General features: G+C 64.7%; 12 protein-coding genes and 2 pseudogenes. 9 read left to right on the top strand and 5 right to left on the bottom strand.

The genetic code is table 11. The features are described 5' to 3' along the window. Positions 1 to 189 precede the first annotated feature (189 nt). Genes NRG23_RS06385 through NRG23_RS06400 form a run of 4 tightly spaced genes read right to left on the bottom strand, consistent with a single transcriptional unit; the run spans position 190 to position 5,322 of the window. The gene (locus NRG23_RS06385; RefSeq protein ID WP_257374059.1) at positions 190 to 417 is read right to left on the bottom strand and encodes a formate dehydrogenase subunit delta; all 228 of its coding nucleotides are present in this window, start codon (positions 415 to 417) and stop codon (positions 190 to 192) included. Further along, positions 414 to 3,290 (bottom strand): formate dehydrogenase subunit alpha, encoded by a 2,877-nt coding sequence (fdhF, locus tag NRG23_RS06390; protein ID WP_038579749.1) that lies wholly within the window; start codon positions 3,288 to 3,290, stop codon positions 414 to 416. Before fdhF ends, NRG23_RS06385 begins: the two co-directional genes overlap by 4 nt. After that, positions 3,287 to 4,846 carry an NADH-quinone oxidoreductase subunit NuoF gene (locus NRG23_RS06395; protein WP_257374060.1) on the bottom strand — a complete coding sequence of 520 codons (1,560 nt, stop codon included), beginning with the start codon at positions 4,844 to 4,846 and terminating at the stop codon, positions 3,287 to 3,289. Before NRG23_RS06395 ends, fdhF begins: the two co-directional genes overlap by 4 nt. Further along, on the bottom strand, positions 4,840 to 5,322 hold the full coding sequence (locus NRG23_RS06400; protein WP_009048511.1) for a formate dehydrogenase subunit gamma: 483 nt from the start codon (positions 5,320 to 5,322) through the stop codon (positions 4,840 to 4,842). The genes NRG23_RS06395 and NRG23_RS06400 overlap by 7 nt, the downstream gene beginning before the upstream one ends. Before the next feature lie 621 nt (positions 5,323 to 5,943). Here NRG23_RS06400 and NRG23_RS06405 point away from each other — a divergent pair. The 6 genes and pseudogenes from NRG23_RS06405 to NRG23_RS06430 form a co-directional block, all read left to right on the top strand. Beyond that, positions 5,944 to 6,483, top strand: coding sequence for a cysteine hydrolase family protein (locus tag NRG23_RS06405; protein WP_257374062.1), 540 nt, complete (start codon positions 5,944 to 5,946; stop codon positions 6,481 to 6,483). 374 nt (positions 6,484 to 6,857) lie between these two features. Continuing rightward, positions 6,858 to 7,808: a 2-hydroxyacid dehydrogenase gene (locus NRG23_RS06410; RefSeq protein WP_038631825.1), complete on the top strand. Its 951-nt coding sequence runs from the start codon at positions 6,858 to 6,860 to the stop codon at positions 7,806 to 7,808. A 273-nt stretch (positions 7,809 to 8,081) separates the two neighbouring features. Then, positions 8,082 to 9,149 (top strand): phosphotransferase family protein, encoded by a 1,068-nt coding sequence (locus NRG23_RS06415; RefSeq protein ID WP_257374064.1) that lies wholly within the window; start codon positions 8,082 to 8,084, stop codon positions 9,147 to 9,149. A 35-nt stretch (positions 9,150 to 9,184) separates the two neighbouring features. After that, on the top strand, positions 9,185 to 9,952 hold the full coding sequence (locus tag NRG23_RS06420; RefSeq protein WP_009048507.1) for an SDR family oxidoreductase: 768 nt from the start codon (positions 9,185 to 9,187) through the stop codon (positions 9,950 to 9,952). Positions 9,953 to 10,454: 502 nt separating this feature from the next. After that, entirely contained in the window at positions 10,455 to 14,186 is a 3,732-nt protein-coding gene (locus NRG23_RS06425) for an autotransporter domain-containing protein (RefSeq protein WP_257374066.1), read from the top strand. Between the two features lie 311 nt (positions 14,187 to 14,497). Beyond that, positions 14,498 to 14,659, top strand: a pseudogene (locus NRG23_RS06430) (hypothetical protein); the annotation flags it as partial. Between the two features lie 10 nt (positions 14,660 to 14,669). Here the strand turns inward: NRG23_RS06430 and NRG23_RS06435 are convergent. Next, positions 14,670 to 15,431, bottom strand: a complete 762-nt coding sequence (locus tag NRG23_RS06435; protein WP_053268804.1) for an alpha/beta hydrolase — start codon at positions 15,429 to 15,431, stop codon at positions 14,670 to 14,672. Positions 15,432 to 15,994: 563 nt separating this feature from the next. On the opposite strand from NRG23_RS06435, the gene NRG23_RS06440 reads away from it, so the two are divergent. From NRG23_RS06440 to NRG23_RS06445, 3 genes and pseudogenes are all read left to right on the top strand, one after another. After that, positions 15,995 to 17,584, top strand: coding sequence for a serine/threonine-protein kinase (locus NRG23_RS06440; protein WP_257374070.1), 1,590 nt, complete (start codon positions 15,995 to 15,997; stop codon positions 17,582 to 17,584). A gap of 111 nt (positions 17,585 to 17,695) precedes the next feature. Continuing rightward, a pseudogene (locus tag NRG23_RS32785) lies at positions 17,696 to 17,797 on the top strand (IS1595 family transposase); the annotation flags it as partial. A gap of 87 nt (positions 17,798 to 17,884) precedes the next feature. After that, a complete protein-coding gene (locus NRG23_RS06445; protein WP_257374071.1) occupies positions 17,885 to 19,000 on the top strand; it encodes a Gfo/Idh/MocA family protein in 1,116 nt (371 codons plus the stop codon). Positions 19,001 to 19,016: the final 16 nt, after the last annotated feature.

Raw genomic sequence — 19,016 nt, forward strand, 5'->3', positions numbered from 1 at the left:
GGTGCAGATGTCTGGAGCGCGGTTTTGCGGGGTCAGGCACAGCCTTTCATTGATCGGCGGCAAGCGCTGGATTCGGGTTCAGGCCTGGCCTTCGTGCTGGATGTAACGCAGAAGCCAGGGCAAGGCCCTGGCTTCTGGTTGGTTGCAACAAGGCGGTCCGGTTCAAGGTTTGCCCGCCAACGGCAGACGCTAGGTCTGCCCTTGCGTTTCCTTCTCCTTCAACGCCGCCTGCACCAGGGGGTGCAGCGCCGCGCCGGGGTGTGTCACCTCCCAGGCGGTCAACTCTCTGCGCATGGCCGGCGTCCAGAAGCTTTTCAGGTGCTGGCGCACGCTGCGCACTGCCTGGGCCTTGTCCGGTTCGCTGGCGAAGAACTGGGCAATCTGGTTGGCCATCTTGATCAGGCTTTCGCTGCTCATCGGCGTACCTCGGCTTTCTCGGCATGACGACGTTCCCGCAGCAGGCGCCCCTGTTCATCGCTGAACGCCTGATAACGCTTCTGCCATTCGGAAGGCTGGTTGACCCGCACCACCTCCACCGCCGTCACCTTGTATTCCGGGCAGTTGGTGGCCCAGTCGGAGTTGTCGGTGGTGATCACGTTGGCGCCCGATTCCGGGAAGTGGAAGGTGGTGTAGACCACCCCCGGCGCCACCCGCTCGCTGACCTTGGCGCGCAACACCGTCTGCCCGGCGCGGCTGCCGATGCCGACCCAGTCGCCATCGACGATGCCACGGTTCTCGGCGTCGGTCGGGTGGATTTCCAGGCGGTCCTCCTCGTGCCAGGCCACGTTGTCGGTGCGCCGGGTCTGGGCGCCGACGTTGTATTGGCTGAGGATGCGCCCGGTGGTCAGCAGCAACGGGTAGCGGCTGTTGACCTTCTCCTCGGTGGGCACGTAGCCGGTGAGCATGAAGCGGCCCTTGCCGCGCACGAACTCATCGATGTGCATGGTCGGCGTACCGTCCGGCGCGGCATCGTTGCACGGCCATTGCAGGCTGCCGTGGCGATCCAGCTCGGCGTAACTGACACGGTGGAAAGTCGGGGTCAGGCGTGCGATCTCATCCATGATCTCCGATGGGTGGCTGTACTGCATCTTGTAGCCCAAGGCGTCGGCCAGGGCGATGGTGGCCTCCCAGTCGGCCTTGCCGGCCAGCGGTTCCATGACCTTGCGCACCCGCGAGATGCGGCGTTCGGCGTTGGTGAAGGTGCCGTCCTTCTCGAGGAAGGAGCTGCCCGGCAGGAACACATGGGCGAACTTGGCCGTCTCGTTGAGGAAGATGTCCTGCACCACCACGCACTCCATGGCCGTCAGGGCGGCGGTCACGTGCTGGGTGTTGGGGTCGCTCTGGGCGATGTCCTCGCCCTGGCAATAGAGCGCCTTGAAGGTGCCGTCCAGGGCCGCCTCGAACATGTTGGGGATGCGCAGGCCCGGGTCGGGTTGCAGGGTCACGTTCCAGGCCTGTTCGAACTCGGCGCGCACCGCCTCGTTGGAAATATGCCGATAGCCAGGCAGCTCGTGGGGGAAGGAGCCCATGTCGCAGGAGCCCTGGACGTTGTTCTGCCCGCGCAGCGGGTTGACCCCGACACCCTCGCGGCCGATGTTGCCGGTGACCATCGCCAGGTTGGCGATGCCCATCACCGAGGTGCTGCCCTGGCTGTGCTCGGTGACGCCCAGGCCGTAGTAGATGGCCGCGTTGCCACCGGTAGCATAAAGCCGCGCGGCCTCGCGGATCTGTTTGGCCGGCACCCCGCAAATCGGCCCCAGGACCTCGGGGGAATTCTCCGCCAGGCTGACGAAATCGCGCCAGCGGGCGAAGTCCGCCGCTTCGCAGCGCTGATCGACGAAAGGCTGGTTGACCAGGCCCTCGGTGACGATCACATGGGCCAATGCATTGAGCATGGCCACGTTGGTGCCCGGGCGCAGCTGCAAATGCAGGTCGGCACGGGCATGGGGCGAATCCACCAGGTCGATGCGCCGTGGGTCGATGACGATCAGCCGCGCGCCCTGGCGCAGGCGGCGCTTGAGCTGGGAGCCGAATACCGGGTGCGCGTCGGTGGGGTTGGCGCCCATCACCAGGATGACGTCGGCCTGCATCACCGAGTCGAAACTCTGGGTACCGGCGGACTCGCCCAGCGTCTGCTTGAGGCCGTAGCCGGTGGGCGAATGGCAGACTCGGGCACAGGTGTCGACGTTGTTGTTGCCGAAGGCGGTGCGCACCAGCTTCTGCACCAGGTACGTCTCTTCGTTGGTGCAACGGCTGGAGGTGATGCCACCGATGGAATCGCGTCCGTATTTCAACTGGATGCGGCGCAACTCGCTGGCCGCGTAGGTGACCGCCTCTTCCCAGCTGACCTCTTGCCACGGATCGCTGATGTGCTTGCGGATCATCGGCTTGGTGATGCGGTCCGGGTGGGTGGCGTAGCCCCAGGCGAAGCGGCCCTTGACGCAGGAGTGGCCGTGGTTGGCCTGGCCGTTCTTGTCCGGGACCATGCGCACCAGTTGCTCGCCTTTCATCTCGGCGCGGAAGGAGCAGCCCACGCCGCAGTAGGCGCAGGTGGTGATGACGCTGCGCTCGGGCTGGCCGATTTCCACCACGCTCTTTTCCATCAGGGTGGCGGTCGGGCAGGCCTGCACGCAGGCGCCGCAGGACACGCACTCGGAGTCGAGGAAATTGTCGCCGCCGGCCGCCGCCACTCGGGAATCGAAGCCGCGCCCGCTGATCGTCAGGGCGAAGGTGCCCTGGGTTTCCTCGCAGGCGCGCACGCAGCGGTTGCAGACGATGCACTTGCTCGGGTCGTAGTCGAAATAGGGGTTGGAGACGTCCTTCTGTTCGTCCAGGTGGTTGGCGCCCTCGTAGCCGTAGCGCACTTCTCGCAGGCCCACCTGCCCCGCCACCGTCTGCAACTCGCAGTTGCCGTTGGCCGAACACGTCAGGCAGTCCAGCGGGTGGTCGGAGATGTACAGCTCCATCACGTTGCGCCGCAGGCTGGCGAGTTTGGAGGTCTGGGTGTGGACGACCATGCCCTCGGTCACCGGCGTGGTGCAGGAGGCCGGATAGCCGCGCATGCCCTCGATCTCCACCAGGCACATGCGGCAGGAGCCGAAGGCCTCCAGACTGTCGGTGGCGCAGAGTTTGGGGATGGTGGTGCCGAGCAGTGCCGCGGCGCGCATCACCGAGGTGCCGGAAGCGACGCTGATCTCACGGCCGTCGATGGTCAGGCTGACCTGCACCGCGCTTTCGCGGGCCGGGGTGCCGAGGTCGATATCACTGGTTGGGTCGAAGATATTGATCATTGGTCGGCCTCCGTGGTCGCCAGACCGAAGTCGGCGGGAAAGTGCTTGAGGGCGCTGGCGACAGGGTAGGAAGTCATCCCGCCCAGGGCACAGAGCGAGCCGTATTGCAGGGTGTCGCAGAGGTCTTGCAGCAGCAGCGCCTGTTCCTCGCGGGCCGCGGCGTCGGTGCTGGCGATCAAGCGGTCCACCACCTCCACCCCGCGGGTCGAGCCGATCCGGCACGGCGTGCACTTGCCGCAGGATTCCTCGGCGCAGAACTGCAAGGCGAAACGGGCCATCTGGGCCATGTCCAGGCTGTCGTCGGCGACCACCACGCCACCGTGGCCGAGCATCGCGCCCATGGCGGCGAACGCCTCGTAGTCCAGCGGCGTATCGAACTGCGCGGGGGGCACCCAGGCCCCCAGCGGCCCACCCACCTGCGCCGCCTTCAATGGCCGGCCACTGGCGGTACCGCCGCCATAACCTTCCACCAGCTCGCGCAGGCTCAGGCCGAAGGCGCGTTCGACCAGACCCGCCTGGCGGACGTTGCCGGCCAGTTGGAACGGCATGGTGCCCAGGGAGCGTCCCATGCCGAAGTCGCGATAGAACTGCGCGCCCTTCTCCAGGATGATCGGCACCGAGGCCAGGGTCAGCACGTTGTGCACCAGCGTTGGCAAGCCGAACAGGCCCTGCAGCGCCGGCAGCGGCGGCTTGGCGCGAACCGTGCCGCGCTTGCCTTCGAGGGACTCCAGCAGCGCCGTTTCCTCACCGCAGATGTAGGCCCCGGCCCCCACCCGCACGTCCAGCTCGAAGGGGCGGCCACTACCGCCCACGTTCGCCCCCAGGTAACCGGCCTCGCGGGCGATGCGCAGGGCCTCGTTCAGGGTGCCGATGGCGTCCGGGTATTCCGAGCGCACGTAGATATAGCCCTTGCTGCCGCCCACGGCGATGCCGGCGATGATCATGCCTTCGATCAACAGGAAGGGGTCGCCCTCCATCAGCATGCGGTCGGCGAAGGTGCCGGAGTCGCCTTCATCGGCATTGCAGACCACATATTTCTGGGCACCCGCGGCTTCGCGCACGGTGCGCCACTTGATACCCGCCGGAAAGGCCGCGCCACCCCGGCCGCGCAGGCCGGAGTCGAGCACGCTGGCGACCACCTCATCGCCCGTCATCTGGATGGCCCGGGCCAGGCCGCGGAAACCGCCCTGGGCGCGATAGTCGTCCAGGGACAGCGGTTGAGTGATGCCGGCCCGAGCGAACAGCAGGCGCTGCTGGCTCTTCAAATAAGGGATCTCTTCCACCGGCCCCAGGGCCAAGGGATGGCTGCCGGGATCTGCCGCCAGGGCGTCGAGCAGGCTCGGCACGTCCTCCGCGGTCAGGGGGCCGAAACCCAGGCGGCCGTCGGCGCTGTCCACTTCCAGCAGCGGCTCCAGCCAATAGAGGCCACGGGAGCTGGTGCGGCACAGCTCCAAGGGCAGTTGTCGACGTTCGGCCTCACGCACCAGCGCCACGGCCACCTTGTCCGCGCCCACGGCACGGGCCACCGAATCGCGGGGGATATAGAGCTTCAGCATGCGCCATCCTCCAGGCAGCCACTGACCAGCTGGCGCAGGCGCTCGGGGGTGATCCGGGCGTGCAGCTCGCCGTCCAGTTCCAGGGCCGGCGAACAGGCGCAGGCCCCCAGGCAATAGACGGGACGCAGGTTGATACTGCCGTCGGCGGTGGTGCCATGGTCGTCCAGCAACAGTTGTTCGCGCAGCTGCGCAGCCAGGTGTTCGGCGCCCCGGCTCTGGCAGGACTCGGCCCGGCACAGGCGCAGGGTATGGCGCGCGGGCGGTGTGGTACGGAAATCGTGGTAGAAGCTGATCACGCCGTGCACTTCAGCCAGGCTGAGGTTGAGGGCATGGGCGATCTCGGGGATGGCGGTGTCGGGGATGTACCCACAACCGTCCTGAATGGCGTGGAGAATGGGCAGCAAGGCACCGGGAGTGTCCTTTTCGCGCTCCAATACGCTGTGAATCAAAGGCAGGTGAAGCGTGTCATCAGACATAAACGTACCTCGGCATCTCGAACGCCACCGCCGCATAGCGGCAGCCGTCCGGAGTCTTCGGCTGCAGCGCCCGACCACGTCACGGAGGCGTGGATCCTCGGTCGCCATTCTTGCTCTCCGGCCAAGTGTCTTGGCGCACCGGGTCCGGGGCATCCTGGAAGCTTGCCCATCACCATAGCCCGGCGATTGCACCCAGGCGACCCATCGTGTCCTGAAAGCGACCTGCTGGTCAGGAGCGCTGCCCGCATCCGCTCAAGACACTCAAGCAAGCTCAGCGTAGCCCACGGCGCCCTTCGATTACCCGCCCGCCCGGCTCGCTGATGCAGCGCTGCAAAAAGCGGCACCAGGCCTTCGGCGCCTTCGCCCGACGGCTGAAAACCGCCAATGCCCGGACACTCAAACCAGCATCCCCTCGGATTGACAGTGCGCGAACCCCGGCCCCATGATCGGCGCCATGAATCCTTTCCCGCGCCGCCTCACCCGCACTACCACCACGACCGCTTCCGGCGGGTCGTGTGGTCGCTGCATGAGCTGACAACAGCGCAGTCGAACCCAAGGCCCCGCCAGCAATGGACGGGGCCTTTTGTTTCTCCGTCCAGCTGGCTCACAAGGAGAAACACCATGCCGTCACCCCAGGCCCAGCGCCCCGCCCTGCTGATCGTCGACATGCAGGTCGGCCTGTTTCACGGACCAGAGCAGCCCTTCGAGGGGCAGCGCGTGCTCGACAACATCAACCAGTTGATCCACCGCGCCCGGCAGGCCGGCGCGCCGGTGATCGCCGTACGCCATACCGGCCCGCAAGGTTCGCCCATCGCCGCCGGCAGCGCGCCGTGGCAACTGCTGCCGCAATTGCAGCTCGAGGCCAGCGACCAGCGGCTGGACAAAACCCGCCCCAATAGTTTTGTCGGCACCGGGCTGGCCGAACAGCTGCGGGCCGAGCAGATCGATGAGCTGGTGATTGTCGGCATGAAGACCCAGTACTGCATCGACGCGACCTGCCGCGCCGTCCTGGACCTGGGGTTCGCCGCCGTGCTGGTGGAGGATGCCCATACCTGCATGGACACCCCGGCGCTGCCGGCCCGGGCGATCATCGAGCACCACAACGCGACCCTGGACGGCGCCTTTGTCCGGCGAGTGAAAACTGCTGATATCCGCTTCTGAATGCCCTCTTTGTAGGAACGGCCGGTCGACGCTCGATTGCTGGCGATCAGGCCCTTGAGCGCAGTGGTGCCCTCCAGTCCGTCATCGCGGGCAAGCCTCGCTCCTACAGAAGCCATGTCAGGCGCGAGACCGTGATCGCCGCTGCTTCTGTAGGAGCCAGGCTTGCCGGCGATCAGGCCCTTGAGGACGGCGATGCATTCCAGGCCGCAGCCGCGGGAAAAACCCGCGACTGCGCCTTGCCAAAGTGCCCTGCAATCCGCAATCTTGAGCGCTTGAGTGGTTTATCACGGTACAGCAGCTCCAGGAGCTGTACGCCGGTTGTCGTCGATGTGCCGTACGCCGTCCGTCCCTCTTCAGTCCTTCAGGAGACACGCATGCCCGCCACCGTTCTGGTCCTCGTCGAAACCATCAATGACTACCTGTGGATCCTGGAAAACCAGGGCTTCCACCTGATCCTCGCGCCGACGCCCAGCGAACGGGCGGCCGCCATCAAGGCCCATGCCGGGCAGATCAACGCCGTGCTCACCCGCGGCCCGCTGGGCCTGACCGCCGAAGAAATCGCCGCCCTGCCGCACCTGGAAATCATCTGTGTGATCGGCGCTGGCTACGAGCAGGTCGACCTGCAAGCGGCGAGCAACCGCGGGATCGCGGTGAGCAACGGCGCCGGGGTCAACGCCTCGTCGGTGGCCGACCACGCCATGGCCCTGCTGCTGTCCCTGGTGCGTGACATTCCCCGCGCCGATGCCGCCGTGCGACGCGGCGAATGGCCGAAAGTCATGCGCCCTTCCCTGGCCGGCAAGCGCCTGGGTGTCCTCGGCCTTGGCGCCGTCGGCCTGGCCATCGCCAAGCGCTGCGCCAATGGCTTCGACATGAGCGTCAGCTACCACAACCGGCAGATCCGCAGCGACGTGCCCTACAGTTTCTGCCCGACCCCGACCGAACTGGCGCGGCATTCGGACTTCCTGATAGTCGCCACGCCCGGCGGCCTGGGCACTCGCCAGCTGATCGACAAAGCCGTGCTGCAGGCCCTGGGCCCGGAGGGGTTCCTGGTGAACATCGCCCGCGCCAGCGTGGTGAATACCGCCGACCTGCTGCAGGCCCTGGAGCAACGCAGCATCGCCGGCGCGGCCCTGGACGTGTTCGACGACGAGCCGCGGGTGCCGGATGCCTTGAAGACCCTGAACAATGTGGTGCTGACGCCGCACGTCGCCGGGCTGTCGCCGGAAGCGACCCAGGCCACGGTGGAGCTGGTGGGCAAGAACCTCGTCGCCCATTTCAGCGGCCAGCCGCTGTTGACCCCCATCGCCCTGCCTGCGCCGAACTGAACCAGGCGCGCTACCAAAGGCGCCCGCGGCGCTGTGCAGGTCATGCCGCAGCGCAGCAACCGGCTGTCGATGCGCGAGCCCGGTCGGAATGCTCATTCAGGCCCCGCGATCTGGACTAGAGTGAAGCCGGGCACATTCAAACGCTTGTATCAAAAGCAATGATTGTCCGGCAACACGCTCACCTATAAAGCCCTTCGGCGATTGTGGCGCTCAGGTGGGCGCATTAGATTAGTCAATAATCTCTGGCCTCCAGAATAAGCAGAAGGGATAAGCATGGCGCTTACTGACCAGTCCACCCGTACTCGCTCCGGCGAGGAACTCGATGCCAACCTGATCGATCCGTACCTCAAGGCACATATTCCGGGCCTGACCGGCACCCCGCAGATCAGCCAGTTTCCGGGCGGCGCTTCGAACCTGACCTACCTGCTGGAATACCCGGAGCAGGAATTCGTCCTGCGCCGCCCGCCCTTTGGCCACAAGGCCAAGTCGGCCCACGACATGGGCCGCGAATACCGCATCCTCAACCAGCTCAAGGACGGCTTTCCGTATTGCCCGAAAGCCTATGTGCACTGCACCGACGAATCGGTGATCGGCGCCGAGTTCTATGTGATGGAGCGGGTCAAGGGCATCATCCTGCGCTCCGACCTGCCGCCGGAGCTGGGTTTCGACGCGGCCAGGACCGAAGCCCTGTGCAAGAGCTTCATCGACAAGTTCGTCGAGCTGCACCGCGTCGACTACAAGGCCTGCGGCCTGAGCGACCTGGGCAAGCCCGAAGGTTATGTGCAACGCCAGATCAAGGGCTGGAGCGACCGCTACGAGAAAGCCCTGACCCCCGACGCGCCCAAGTGGGAAGCGGTCAAGGCCTGGCTCAACGACAAGATGCCGGCCGATCACCCGACCTCCAGCATCGTGCACAACGACTACCGCTTCGACAACGTGATCCTCGACCCGGCCAACCCGATGCAGATCATCGGCGTGCTGGACTGGGAGCTGACCACCCTGGGCGACCCGCTGATGGACCTGGGCAACACCCTGGCCTACTGGATCGAAGCCAGCGACCCGGCGCCGGTGCAACTGATGCGCCGCCAGCCGAGCAACGCCCCGGGCATGCTGACCCGCCAGCAGTTCGTCGACTATTACGCCGAGCGCGCCGGCATCCAGATCGGCAATTTCGACTTCTACTACACCTACGGCCTGTTCCGCCTGGCCGGCATCGTGCAGCAGATCTACTACCGCTTCTTCCATGGCCAGACCCAGGACAAACGCTTCGCGCAGTTCATCCACATGAACAAGCTGCTGGAGCAGATGAGCCTGCAGATCATCCAAAAATCCAGCCTCTGATCGTCCCGGCGCCAGGCACACAATAAGGAAAAACCATGTCCAAGACTCAGTTGTTCGACCTCGACGGCAAGATCGCTTTCGTCTCCGGCGCCAGCCGCGGCATCGGTGAAGCCATCGCCAAGCTGCTGGCCCAGCAAGGCGCCCATGTGATCGTCTCGAGCCGCAAGCTCGAAGGCTGCCAGCATGTGGCCGACGCCATCATCGCCGCTGGCGGCAAGGCCACCGCCATCGCCTGCCATATCGGCGAGATGGAGCAGATCAGCCAGGTGTTCGCCGGCATCCGCGAACAGTTCGGGCGCCTGGACATCCTGGTCAACAACGCCGCCACCAACCCGCAGTTCTGCAACGTGCTGGACACCGACCTCGGCGCCTTCCAGAAGACCGTCGACGTCAACATCCGCGGCTACTTCTTCATGTCGGTGGAAGCCGGCAAGCTGATGCGCGACAACGGCGGCGGCAGCATCATCAACGTGGCCTCGATCAACGGCGTATCCCCCGGCATCTTCCAGGGCATCTACTCGGTGACCAAGGCGGCGGTGATCAACATGACCAAGGTCTTCGCCAAGGAATGCGCGCAGTTCGGCATCCGCTGCAATGCCCTGCTGCCGGGCCTGACCGACACCAAGTTCGCCTCGGCGCTGGTGAAGAACGACGCCATCCTCAAGACCGCCCTGGCGCAGATCCCCCTCAAGCGCGTGGCCGACCCGAGCGAAATGGCCGGCGCCGTGCTCTACCTGGCCAGCGACGCCTCGAGCTACACCACGGGCGTATCGCTGAATGTGGACGGCGGTTTCCTGTCCTGAGCGATCCTCGCCGTACAACAAAGGCAGCCTGCGGGCTGCCTTTTTAGTGCCCGCCCCCCATACCTCGCCCCAACCTTTCTCAAACAGAAAACCAAACCTGTCACAGTTCTGGTATCAAGTTCGTAGCACTCTATAAATATTTTGTTACAAGCTCATTTGTCATGCTATAACCCTCTCGCAGTTAGTTTTCTGCAACACCACTCATGTGAAAAACCATTGTTTGAAAACAGCGGAGGCCGATGTGCGCCTTAAAGAAAAACAACTTGAGGATCAACAACTGACAACTCGTTGATTGTCGACTTCTTAATATGTACCACCTAGTGAGTATCAAGCGATACAGTAACGATAACCGCGACTGAATTCCCTATTGCTCAGTAAAAACAATAAACACACCACGTGCTTCCAAGCAGCACCTTTGTTTCAGCCCATCATTTACACCCTGCCTATTACAAGAGATCGAAACATCAGTTTCGACCAAGGACATATCTCAAGGAAAAGGAACATGGACGTAGCAGGTATCGATTCAGGAAAACGCAGCAACCGTTTAAAACCGGCTTCCCTGAGCCCTGTCGCAATGGCCATCGCCTTGTGGCTGGGTCAGGGCCAGATGGCTCTGGCAGATAATCCGCCCACCGGTTCGCCCTATACACCCCAGGTATTGGAGGCTGCGTTCAGGAACGCCGCTGCGTCATTCGCGCCGGGCAGCGCCGTGTATACCAACTTGCGTTTTGGTGTAGGCAATACCCTGGACCTGGCAGCCAAAGAGTTTGCCGCACAATCGACAAAGTTCGACTCGTTGCTCCAGCAGAACTACGAATTGCAGGCGGAAAACCTGTCGATCAGTGCAATGCTCGGCGATACGAGCAAGCCACTTGATTACAACAACAATCTGGATCGCTATAAAAGTCGCCTGTTCAGCAACTCTGGCCGTTATACCCAGAACATATTCGACTTCGCCCAAGCGATTATTACCAACCTGCCGGCGGCCCAACCTTATACCTATATAGAGCCGGGTGTGGCCACGGACCTGCACAAACAACTCAATGCCGGACAGTCATGGTCCGCCGCGACCGGCAACTGGAGCAATAACGCGCAAACCTGGAAGACTCCGGAAGCCCAGGTCAACTCCGGCCTGGACCGGACCAACGCCTATTACGCCTATGCCCTGGGTATCACCGGGAAAGGAGTAAACGTCGGCGTGCTGGACTCGGGCATCCTCAGTGAACATTCGGAATTCCAGGGCAAGAACGCCGCAGGCGAAAACCGTGTGCAGGCGGTCACCTCTACCGGCGAATACTACGCAACCCATCCGCGCTATCGGCTGGAGGTGCCGGCCGGCGAGTTCCACAAAGGTGAGCACTTCAGTATCCCGGGTGAGTACGACCCGAGCTTCAACGACGGCCACGGCACGGAAATGTCCGGAGTACTGGCGGCCAGTCGCAATGGTACCGGCATGCACGGCATCGCCTTCGACGCCAATCTGTTCGTGGCCAACACCGGCGGCAGCGACAACGACCGTTATCAAGGCTCCAACGACCTCGACTACAACGCCTTCATGGCCAGCTACGACGCGCTGGCGGCGAAAAAAGTGTCGATCGTCAACCAGAGCTGGGGGCAGAACTCGCGTAATGACGTAGAGAACCACTTCGGCACGGTCGGCGACAGCCCGCAGGCTATCCTCAGGGACATGACCGCCGCCTACCGGCCGTTCTGGGACAAGGCCCACGCGGGCCAGAAGACCTGGATGGATGCCATGGCCGACGCCGGCCGGCAGTACTCGTTCATCCAGATCATCTCCGCCGGCAACGACAGCCATGGCGCCAACCCGGACACCAACGCCAACCTCCCCTATTTCAAGCCGGACCTGGAATCCAAGTGGCTGTCCATCACCGGTTATGACGAGAGCGGCGCCCAGGTCTACAACCGCTGCGGCACCTCCAAGTGGTGGTGCGTCATGGGGGTTTCCGGCATTCCGTCCGCAGGACCGGAAGGCGAGATCATCCCCAACGCCAACGGCACCTCGGCGGCCGCCCCCAGCGTTTCCGGCGCCCTGGCCCTGGTGATCCAGCGCTTTCCCTACATGACCGCGAGCCAGGCCCGCGATGTCTTGCTGACCACCTCCACCCTGCAAACCCCGGACGGCCCGGACACCCCGGTCGGCGACCGGACGGGCGGACGCACCTACGACAACCTGCAACCGGTGCACGACGCCGCTCCCGGCACCCCGCAGGTGCCAGGCGTGGTCAACGGCTGGGGCCTGCCCAACCTGAAAAAGGCCATGCAGGGCCCGGGACAGTTCGTCGGCGCACTGGCCGTGGCGCTGCCCGCCGGCACCCGCGATATCTGGGCCAACGACATCTCCGACGAAGCGATCCGTGCCCGACGCAGTGAAGACGCTGCCGAACAGGCCACCTGGAGCGCGATCAAGCAGCAAAAAGGCTGGGTCAACGGTCTGCCGGCCGGGGCCTCGGCGGACGATCAATTCCAGTACGAGATCGGCATGGCCCGGGAACAGGCAACGCTGACCCGCGGCCTGGACCCGCTGACCGGCCAGACCTATGTCGGCAGCCTGACAAAGTCCGGGGATGGGGAACTGGTACTCGACGGGCAGAGCCGCTATTCGGGCAGTACCTGGGTCCGTGGCGGCAAGCTCTCGGTGGACGGCAGCTTGACCTCCAGCGTGACGGTCGATGGCAGCGCCGTGGGCACCGTCGATGCCAATAACCAGGTGATCACCCGTATCGGCGGCACCCTGGCGGGTAACGGCAGCATCGGCACCCTGCTGGTGAACAACGGCGGTACCGTGGCCCCCGGCCATTCGGTCGGCACCCTGCACACCGGCGACGTTACGTTCAACCCGGGTTCGGTGTACGCGGTGGAAATCGCCGCCAACGGGCAGACCGACACTATCCAGAGCACGGGCGTGGCGACTCTCAACGGCGGACAGGTCACCCTCTCCATGGAAAACAGCCCCAACCTGCTGTCTGCGGCCCAGGCCAGCAGCTACCTGGGCCAGCAGTTCAACATCCTCAGCGCCAGCCAGGGTATCAACGGCCAGTTCGCTGCCGTCGCCCCCAGCTTCTTGTTCCTCGACACCCGCCTGGACTACCAGCCGAACCAGTTGAACCTGGGCATCTACCGCAACCAGACCGCGTTCGCCAGCGTAGCCTTGACCCGTAACGAGCGTGCCGTCGCCAGCGCCATCGACACATTGAACGCAGGTAACCCGGTGTACGAGAGCATCCTGGCCTCCGACTCGGCGGAACTGGCGCGACAAGCCTTCAACCAGCTCGATGGCCAGGTGCACGCCGACATCGCCGCTGCGCAGATCGCTGACAGCCGTTACCTGCGTGACGCAGTCAACGGCCGCCTGCAACAGGCTCAGGCCCTGGATATCGATAGGGATATCCAGGCCAGCAGCAATGGTGGCTGGGTGCAATTGCTCGGCGGCCACAGGCAAGTCGACGCCGATCACAACGCCACGCGCTACAGCACCTCCACCACCGGCGTCCTGCTCGGCCTGGACACCGACGTCGGCGATGGCTGGTGCGTCGGGGCGGCAACCGGCTACACCCGAACCGATCTGAACGGAGCCTCCAGGACTTCCGCCGACAGCGACAACTATCACCTGTCGATCTATGGCGGCAAACGTTTCGACAGCATCGCCCTGCGCCTCGGCGGAGCCACCACCTGGCACCGCTTCGACACTTCCCGTGACGTGACGTACGGCAACCAGTCGAGCCATGAAAAAGCCAACTACAACGCGCGTACCGATCAGGTGTTCGGCGAAATCGGCTACACCCGGTGGGCGGCTTTCGAACCCTTCGCCAACCTCAGCTACATCAACTTCCAGAACGACTCGTTCAAGGAACGCGGTGGTGCAGCAGCCTTGCATGGCAGCAAGCAAAGCCAGGACGCCACGCTCTCGACCCTTGGCCTGCGAGGTCATACGCAATTGCCGGTGAGCGCCACCCGCTCGGTGACCTTGCGTGGCGAGCTGGGCTGGGAACACCAGTACGGCGACCTGGATCGTGAAACCTCATTGAAATTTGCCGGCAGTGCGACGGCCTTTGCGGTGAACGGCGTGCCGATGTCTCGCGATGGCGCGGTGGTCAAGGCCGCTGCGGAAATGGCCATGAGCAAAGACACCCTGGTGTCGCTGAACTACACCGGGCTGGTGTCCGGCCATGGCGGTGGCAGCGCGGTCAACCTGGGGTTCACCTTCCAGTTCTGACCCTGCTCGGGTGATCGGCCCATGGGTGCAATGACTGTTCATTGCACCCTTTTTATTGGCGATGTCTCAATAGCCTGTTGCAAGAACCAGTTTGAAAGGTAGGCATCCACCCAGGAGGTCTACCGATCATGGATACGCAAGCTTTTCACCACTGACTGGCTCAATTGAGCCAACTCAGCACCCAGCAGAGAACCACTCAACCAAGCCCTGCAGAGTTCGCGGCCGTCAGCAGCGCTGGATGGCTTGCCGGCCTTGCAGCTCTGCCCGCATTGCCAAGCCAAAGCTGAGCGTCTTGGGGATGGTCGCGGGGCCTGCTCGACCAGCGCGTGCCGCGCCAGGACGAAGCCGGCAAGCTCAGCCAGCACCCGCAGCTCGGCGAGCTGGCCGAAGGCGCCGCCAAGCGCGTGCTGTCGGCGCAGATCCGCCTGCCGATCCGCCAGGTGGCCATGGACAGGCGCGAGGAGCCGGCATAAGCCGGCGCGCTCACAGCCCGCTGCGGAGCAGTTCCAGGAACCGCGGGCTCGCGTCTATCGAATTATGCCCCGCGTCCGGGATGACCTCGAGCCTGGCCACGCCGGGGGCGAAATGCGCATAGAGCGTCTCGGTGCTCGAACGCGGGATGACTTCGTCGTGTTCGGCGGCGATCAGCAAAGTCGGCACGGCGATGCGCGGTGCGTATTTCCAGGATTCGAACTTGTCCCGCAGCAGCCACCTCACCGGAAGAAAGGGAAACTGGCTGGCGGCGAACTCCTGCAGGCTGTGGAACGGCGTGATCAGCACCAGGCGCGATGCCGGACGCTGGCTGGCCAGGCGCACGGCGACAGCCGCGCCGAGGCTGCGCCCGACCACCACGATACGCGGGTGGGCGGCTTGCACCTTGTCGAACAAGGCCATGGCATCGCCCGCGATGGCCGCCTCGGAGGGCGATCCGGAACTGCCGCCATAGCCTCGGTAGTGCAGCAGGTAGAGTGCATGCTCGGGAAAGGCCCGGGCAAACTCCGGCAGGTTGAGGGACACGTCCTCGGCGTTGCCGCCGAAGTAGAGCAACGCCTTCGGACCGTCGTGGGGCCTCACGGAAACCAGCACCTCGGCGTCGGCGACCGGCAGCCTGAGCAGCGTGGCGGGGCTGGCGATGGCGCGGGGCTGGGGGAAGTAGATGAGCGAACGCTGCAACCCCCACGCCGCGACGCAGAGCGCCAGGTACAAGGCGCCGAGCAACGCCAGGAGCGAAACCATTCGTGACATGTGGCTCACCTCCGTGGGCTACGAAGCGCCGCTGAACGACCGCCGGCGGTCGCTTGCAGCGCCCCAGGATAGGCTCATATGCCGGCATTGCGCACTCGACCCGGCGCCCGGGGTTTGGCGTCAGCGCCTGCTCCGCTAAGCTCATGGCATCGCTCACCGCCAGAAGGATCGTCCCATGCTCCGCATCAGCACCCTCGCCGCCGGCCTGGCGCAGAAGGTCTTCGGCACGCTCTGAGCCTGGCCTGACGGCCCGATAAGCCACGGTTCTGCCCAGTCAGGCGCAGCGCGAAACGCCAGGACGGCAGCAGACGGCGAGCCGGGAACTATCGGAAAAGTTCCCCGCTCTTATCAATTAGAGCCCCGACGGGTGACATTCGGCCCGACAGGCCGGGGTTCTGCCCAGCCAGGCGCAGTACAAAACGCCAGGACGGCGGCAGACGGCGAGCCGGGAACTATCGGAAAAGTTCCCCGCTCTTAATTCATTAGAGACCTGATCCGACGGGTGACATCCGGCCCGACAGTATCGGTGATACCTCAATCAGCGGCTGCGTACGGATTCTTTCATGGACGAACGATTACCCGAGATACCCGGCTACTGCGTGCATAGCCGGCTTGGCCAAGGCGGGATGGCCGAAGTCTACCTGGCAACCCAAGAGTCGCTGCACCGCAAGGTGGCGGTGAAGGTGCTGCTCAACGCCAATGACGAGGCGTTCAGCAAGCGCTTCATCCGCGAGGGGCATATCGTCGCCTCGTTGCACCACCCCACGATCATCACCATCCACGACATCAACAGACTGGCCGATGGTCGCTACTACCTGGCCATGGAGTTCGTCGGCGGCGGCGACCTGGCCCGGCACAAGGGCGAGGTGTTCGAGCCGACGCGCGCCCTGGATATCGTCCGGCAGATCGCCACCGGCCTGGCCGTGGTGCATGAGCAGGGCCTGATCCACCGCGATATCAAGCCGGCGAACATCCTCTTTCGCAGCGACGGCACGGTGGTGATCACCGATTTCGGCATCGCCAAGGCGCTGGAGATGGACAGCGAGCTCACCGGGCTCGGGATCGCGGTCGGCAGCCCGGCCTACAGCAGCCCGGAACAGACGCAGTGCCAACCGCTGGATATCCGCACCGACATCTACAGCCTGGGCGTGATCTTCCTGGAGATGCTCATCGGCACCAATCCGTTCCGCGGCGCCAGCTATACCCAGACCGTGATGAACCACGTGCAGATGCCGGCGCCGAGCTTGCCGGCGCACATCAGCCCGTACAAGGCGGTGCTCGAGCGGATGCTGGCGAAGGACCCCAACCAGCGCTTCGCCGACTGCCGGGCGCTGCTGCAGGCACTCGATGAGCTGGACCAGCCAGAGCAACCGGACGAACCGGACGAGCCCAGCGAGGTGGCGCTGGAATCTACCCGCTTCGCGCCGGCCCTGGTCGATCCTGCGCCGCCCCAGGCGGAGCCCGAGCCCGCCCGCCGGCGCAGCCCGAACAGGCGCCTGGCGCTGTGGGCACTCGGCGGCCTGCTGCTGCTCGGCGCTGCCAGCGGCACCGGCCTGTACCTGCAGCAGCGGTTCGAGATCGGCGAGCTGCTGGCACGTGGCGAACAGCGCCTGGCGGCGGGCCAGCTGGTCGAGCCGGCGCAGGACAATGCCGAGTATTTCTTCAACCAGGCCTTGCAGCTCGACGAAGCCAGCGCGCAGGCCCGGCAAGGACTGCAACGGGTAGCCGCGGCGCGGATCGCCGGCTACCGGCAACTGGCCGAGCAGCGCATCGCCGAAGAACACCTGCTGGAACCCGAGGATGACAGCGCGGTGTTCTATTACCGGCAGATGCTCGGCCTGGAGCCGGGGAACGCCCAGGCGCTGGCCGGGTTGAACCAGGTGGCGCTGCTCTACGCCGAGATGAGCGAAAGCGCGTATGCCAAGGGTGATCGCGACCTGGCGCGGGCCTATATCAAGCATGGCCTGGAAGCCCGTCCGGACAGCCCCGAACTACTCGCACTCCGGGACCAGCATGAGCAGCGTAAACGCAGTGGCCAGGCGCCGCGCCCGTCCGCTGCGCGGCCTTCACCGCCGCCCTCGGCACCTCAATCGACCGGCGAGCGGGCGGAACAGCCGAATGCGGCCAAACGCCTGTGGAACAGGCTCTTTTGATGTGACCAGGGCATGCGGAGCCGAGGCCGAGACATAAAAAAACTATGCCTCAATAGCCTGTTGCCAGAACACGTCTGAAAGGTAGGCATCCACCCAGGAGGTCTACCTTTCATGCATACGCAAGCCTTTCACCACTGGCTGGCTCAATTGAGCCCACTCAGCACCCAGCAGAGAACCACACTCAACCAAGCCCTGGCCGTCAGCGGCGCGCCACTGAAAATTTATTCCACAGATTGCAATTACCGAATTTTTATTCCATAAATAGCACTCCCTACAATAAGAATTCTGAAAGGTCCGGCTATGGGTGAACTTGGAATAGGCTTGATCGGCACCGGCTTCATGGGGCGGGCCCATGCGCTGGCGTTTCGTAATGTCAGTGCGGTATTCGAATTGCCGGTGCGCCTGCACCTGGCGGCGCTGGCCGATGCCGACAGCCAGCGCGCCGAACACTGCGCCGCGGCCTGGGGATTTGCCCGGGCCCACAGCGACTGGCAACGGCTGATCGACGACCCCAGGGTCGATCTGGTGGCGATCACCACGCCCAATCACCTGCACTTCCCCATGGCCATGGCCGCGCTGAAGGCCGGCAAGGCGGTGTACTGCGAAAAACCCCTGGCGGTCAGCGTCGAGCAGGCGCAGCAGATGCAGCAAGCGGCCCAGGCCGCCGGGGTGGTCACCCGGGTCGGCTACAACTATCAGCACAACCCGATGATCGTGCAGGCCAAGGCGCTGATCGACAGCGGCGAACTGGGGCAGATCGTCAGCTTCCAGGGCGAGTTCAGCGAAGACTTCATGGCCGACCCGGCCTCGCCCTTCTCCTGGCGCTGCGAGCCACAACACGCCGGCGGCGCCCTGGCCGACCTGGGCAGCCATCTGCTGGCCATGGCGCGTTATCTGCTGGGTGAGGTCGAGGCGGTCTGCGCCGACAGCCAGACCGTGCACCACCAGCGCCCGGCCAGCGCCGGCAGCCAGGAACAGCGCCCGATCGCCGTGGACGACCAGGCCCACGCCCTGCTGCGTTTCGCCAGCGGCGCCCGCGGGACCTTCAGCAGCAGCTGGCTCAAGCATGGCTACAAGAACCACCTGAGTTTCGAGATCAGCGGCACCCGCGGCACCCTGGCCTTCGACCAGGAGCGCCTCAACGAACTGCGCCTGTACCGTATCGGCGATAGCGGCTTCCAGCGTCTGCTGGCCGGGCCCGCCCTGCCCGGCTACGCCGCCTTCAGCCCGGCCCCGGGGCATCAGCTGGGCTACAACGAGCTGAAGACCCTGGAGGTGCATGAACTGATCATGGCGCTTGGCGGCCAGGGGCAAGGCGGGACGGATTTCGCGGAAGCCTGGCAGGTGGAGCGGCTGGCGGCGGCGATCCGGGTTGCGGCGCGGGAGCAGCGTTGGGTGAGTGTCGGGCCCCTTTAAAACCCCACCGCCATGC

The organism is Pseudomonas sp. T8 (genome assembly GCF_024610635.1).
Taxonomy (GTDB): Bacteria; Pseudomonadota; Gammaproteobacteria; order Pseudomonadales; family Pseudomonadaceae; genus Aquipseudomonas; species Aquipseudomonas chlororaphis_I.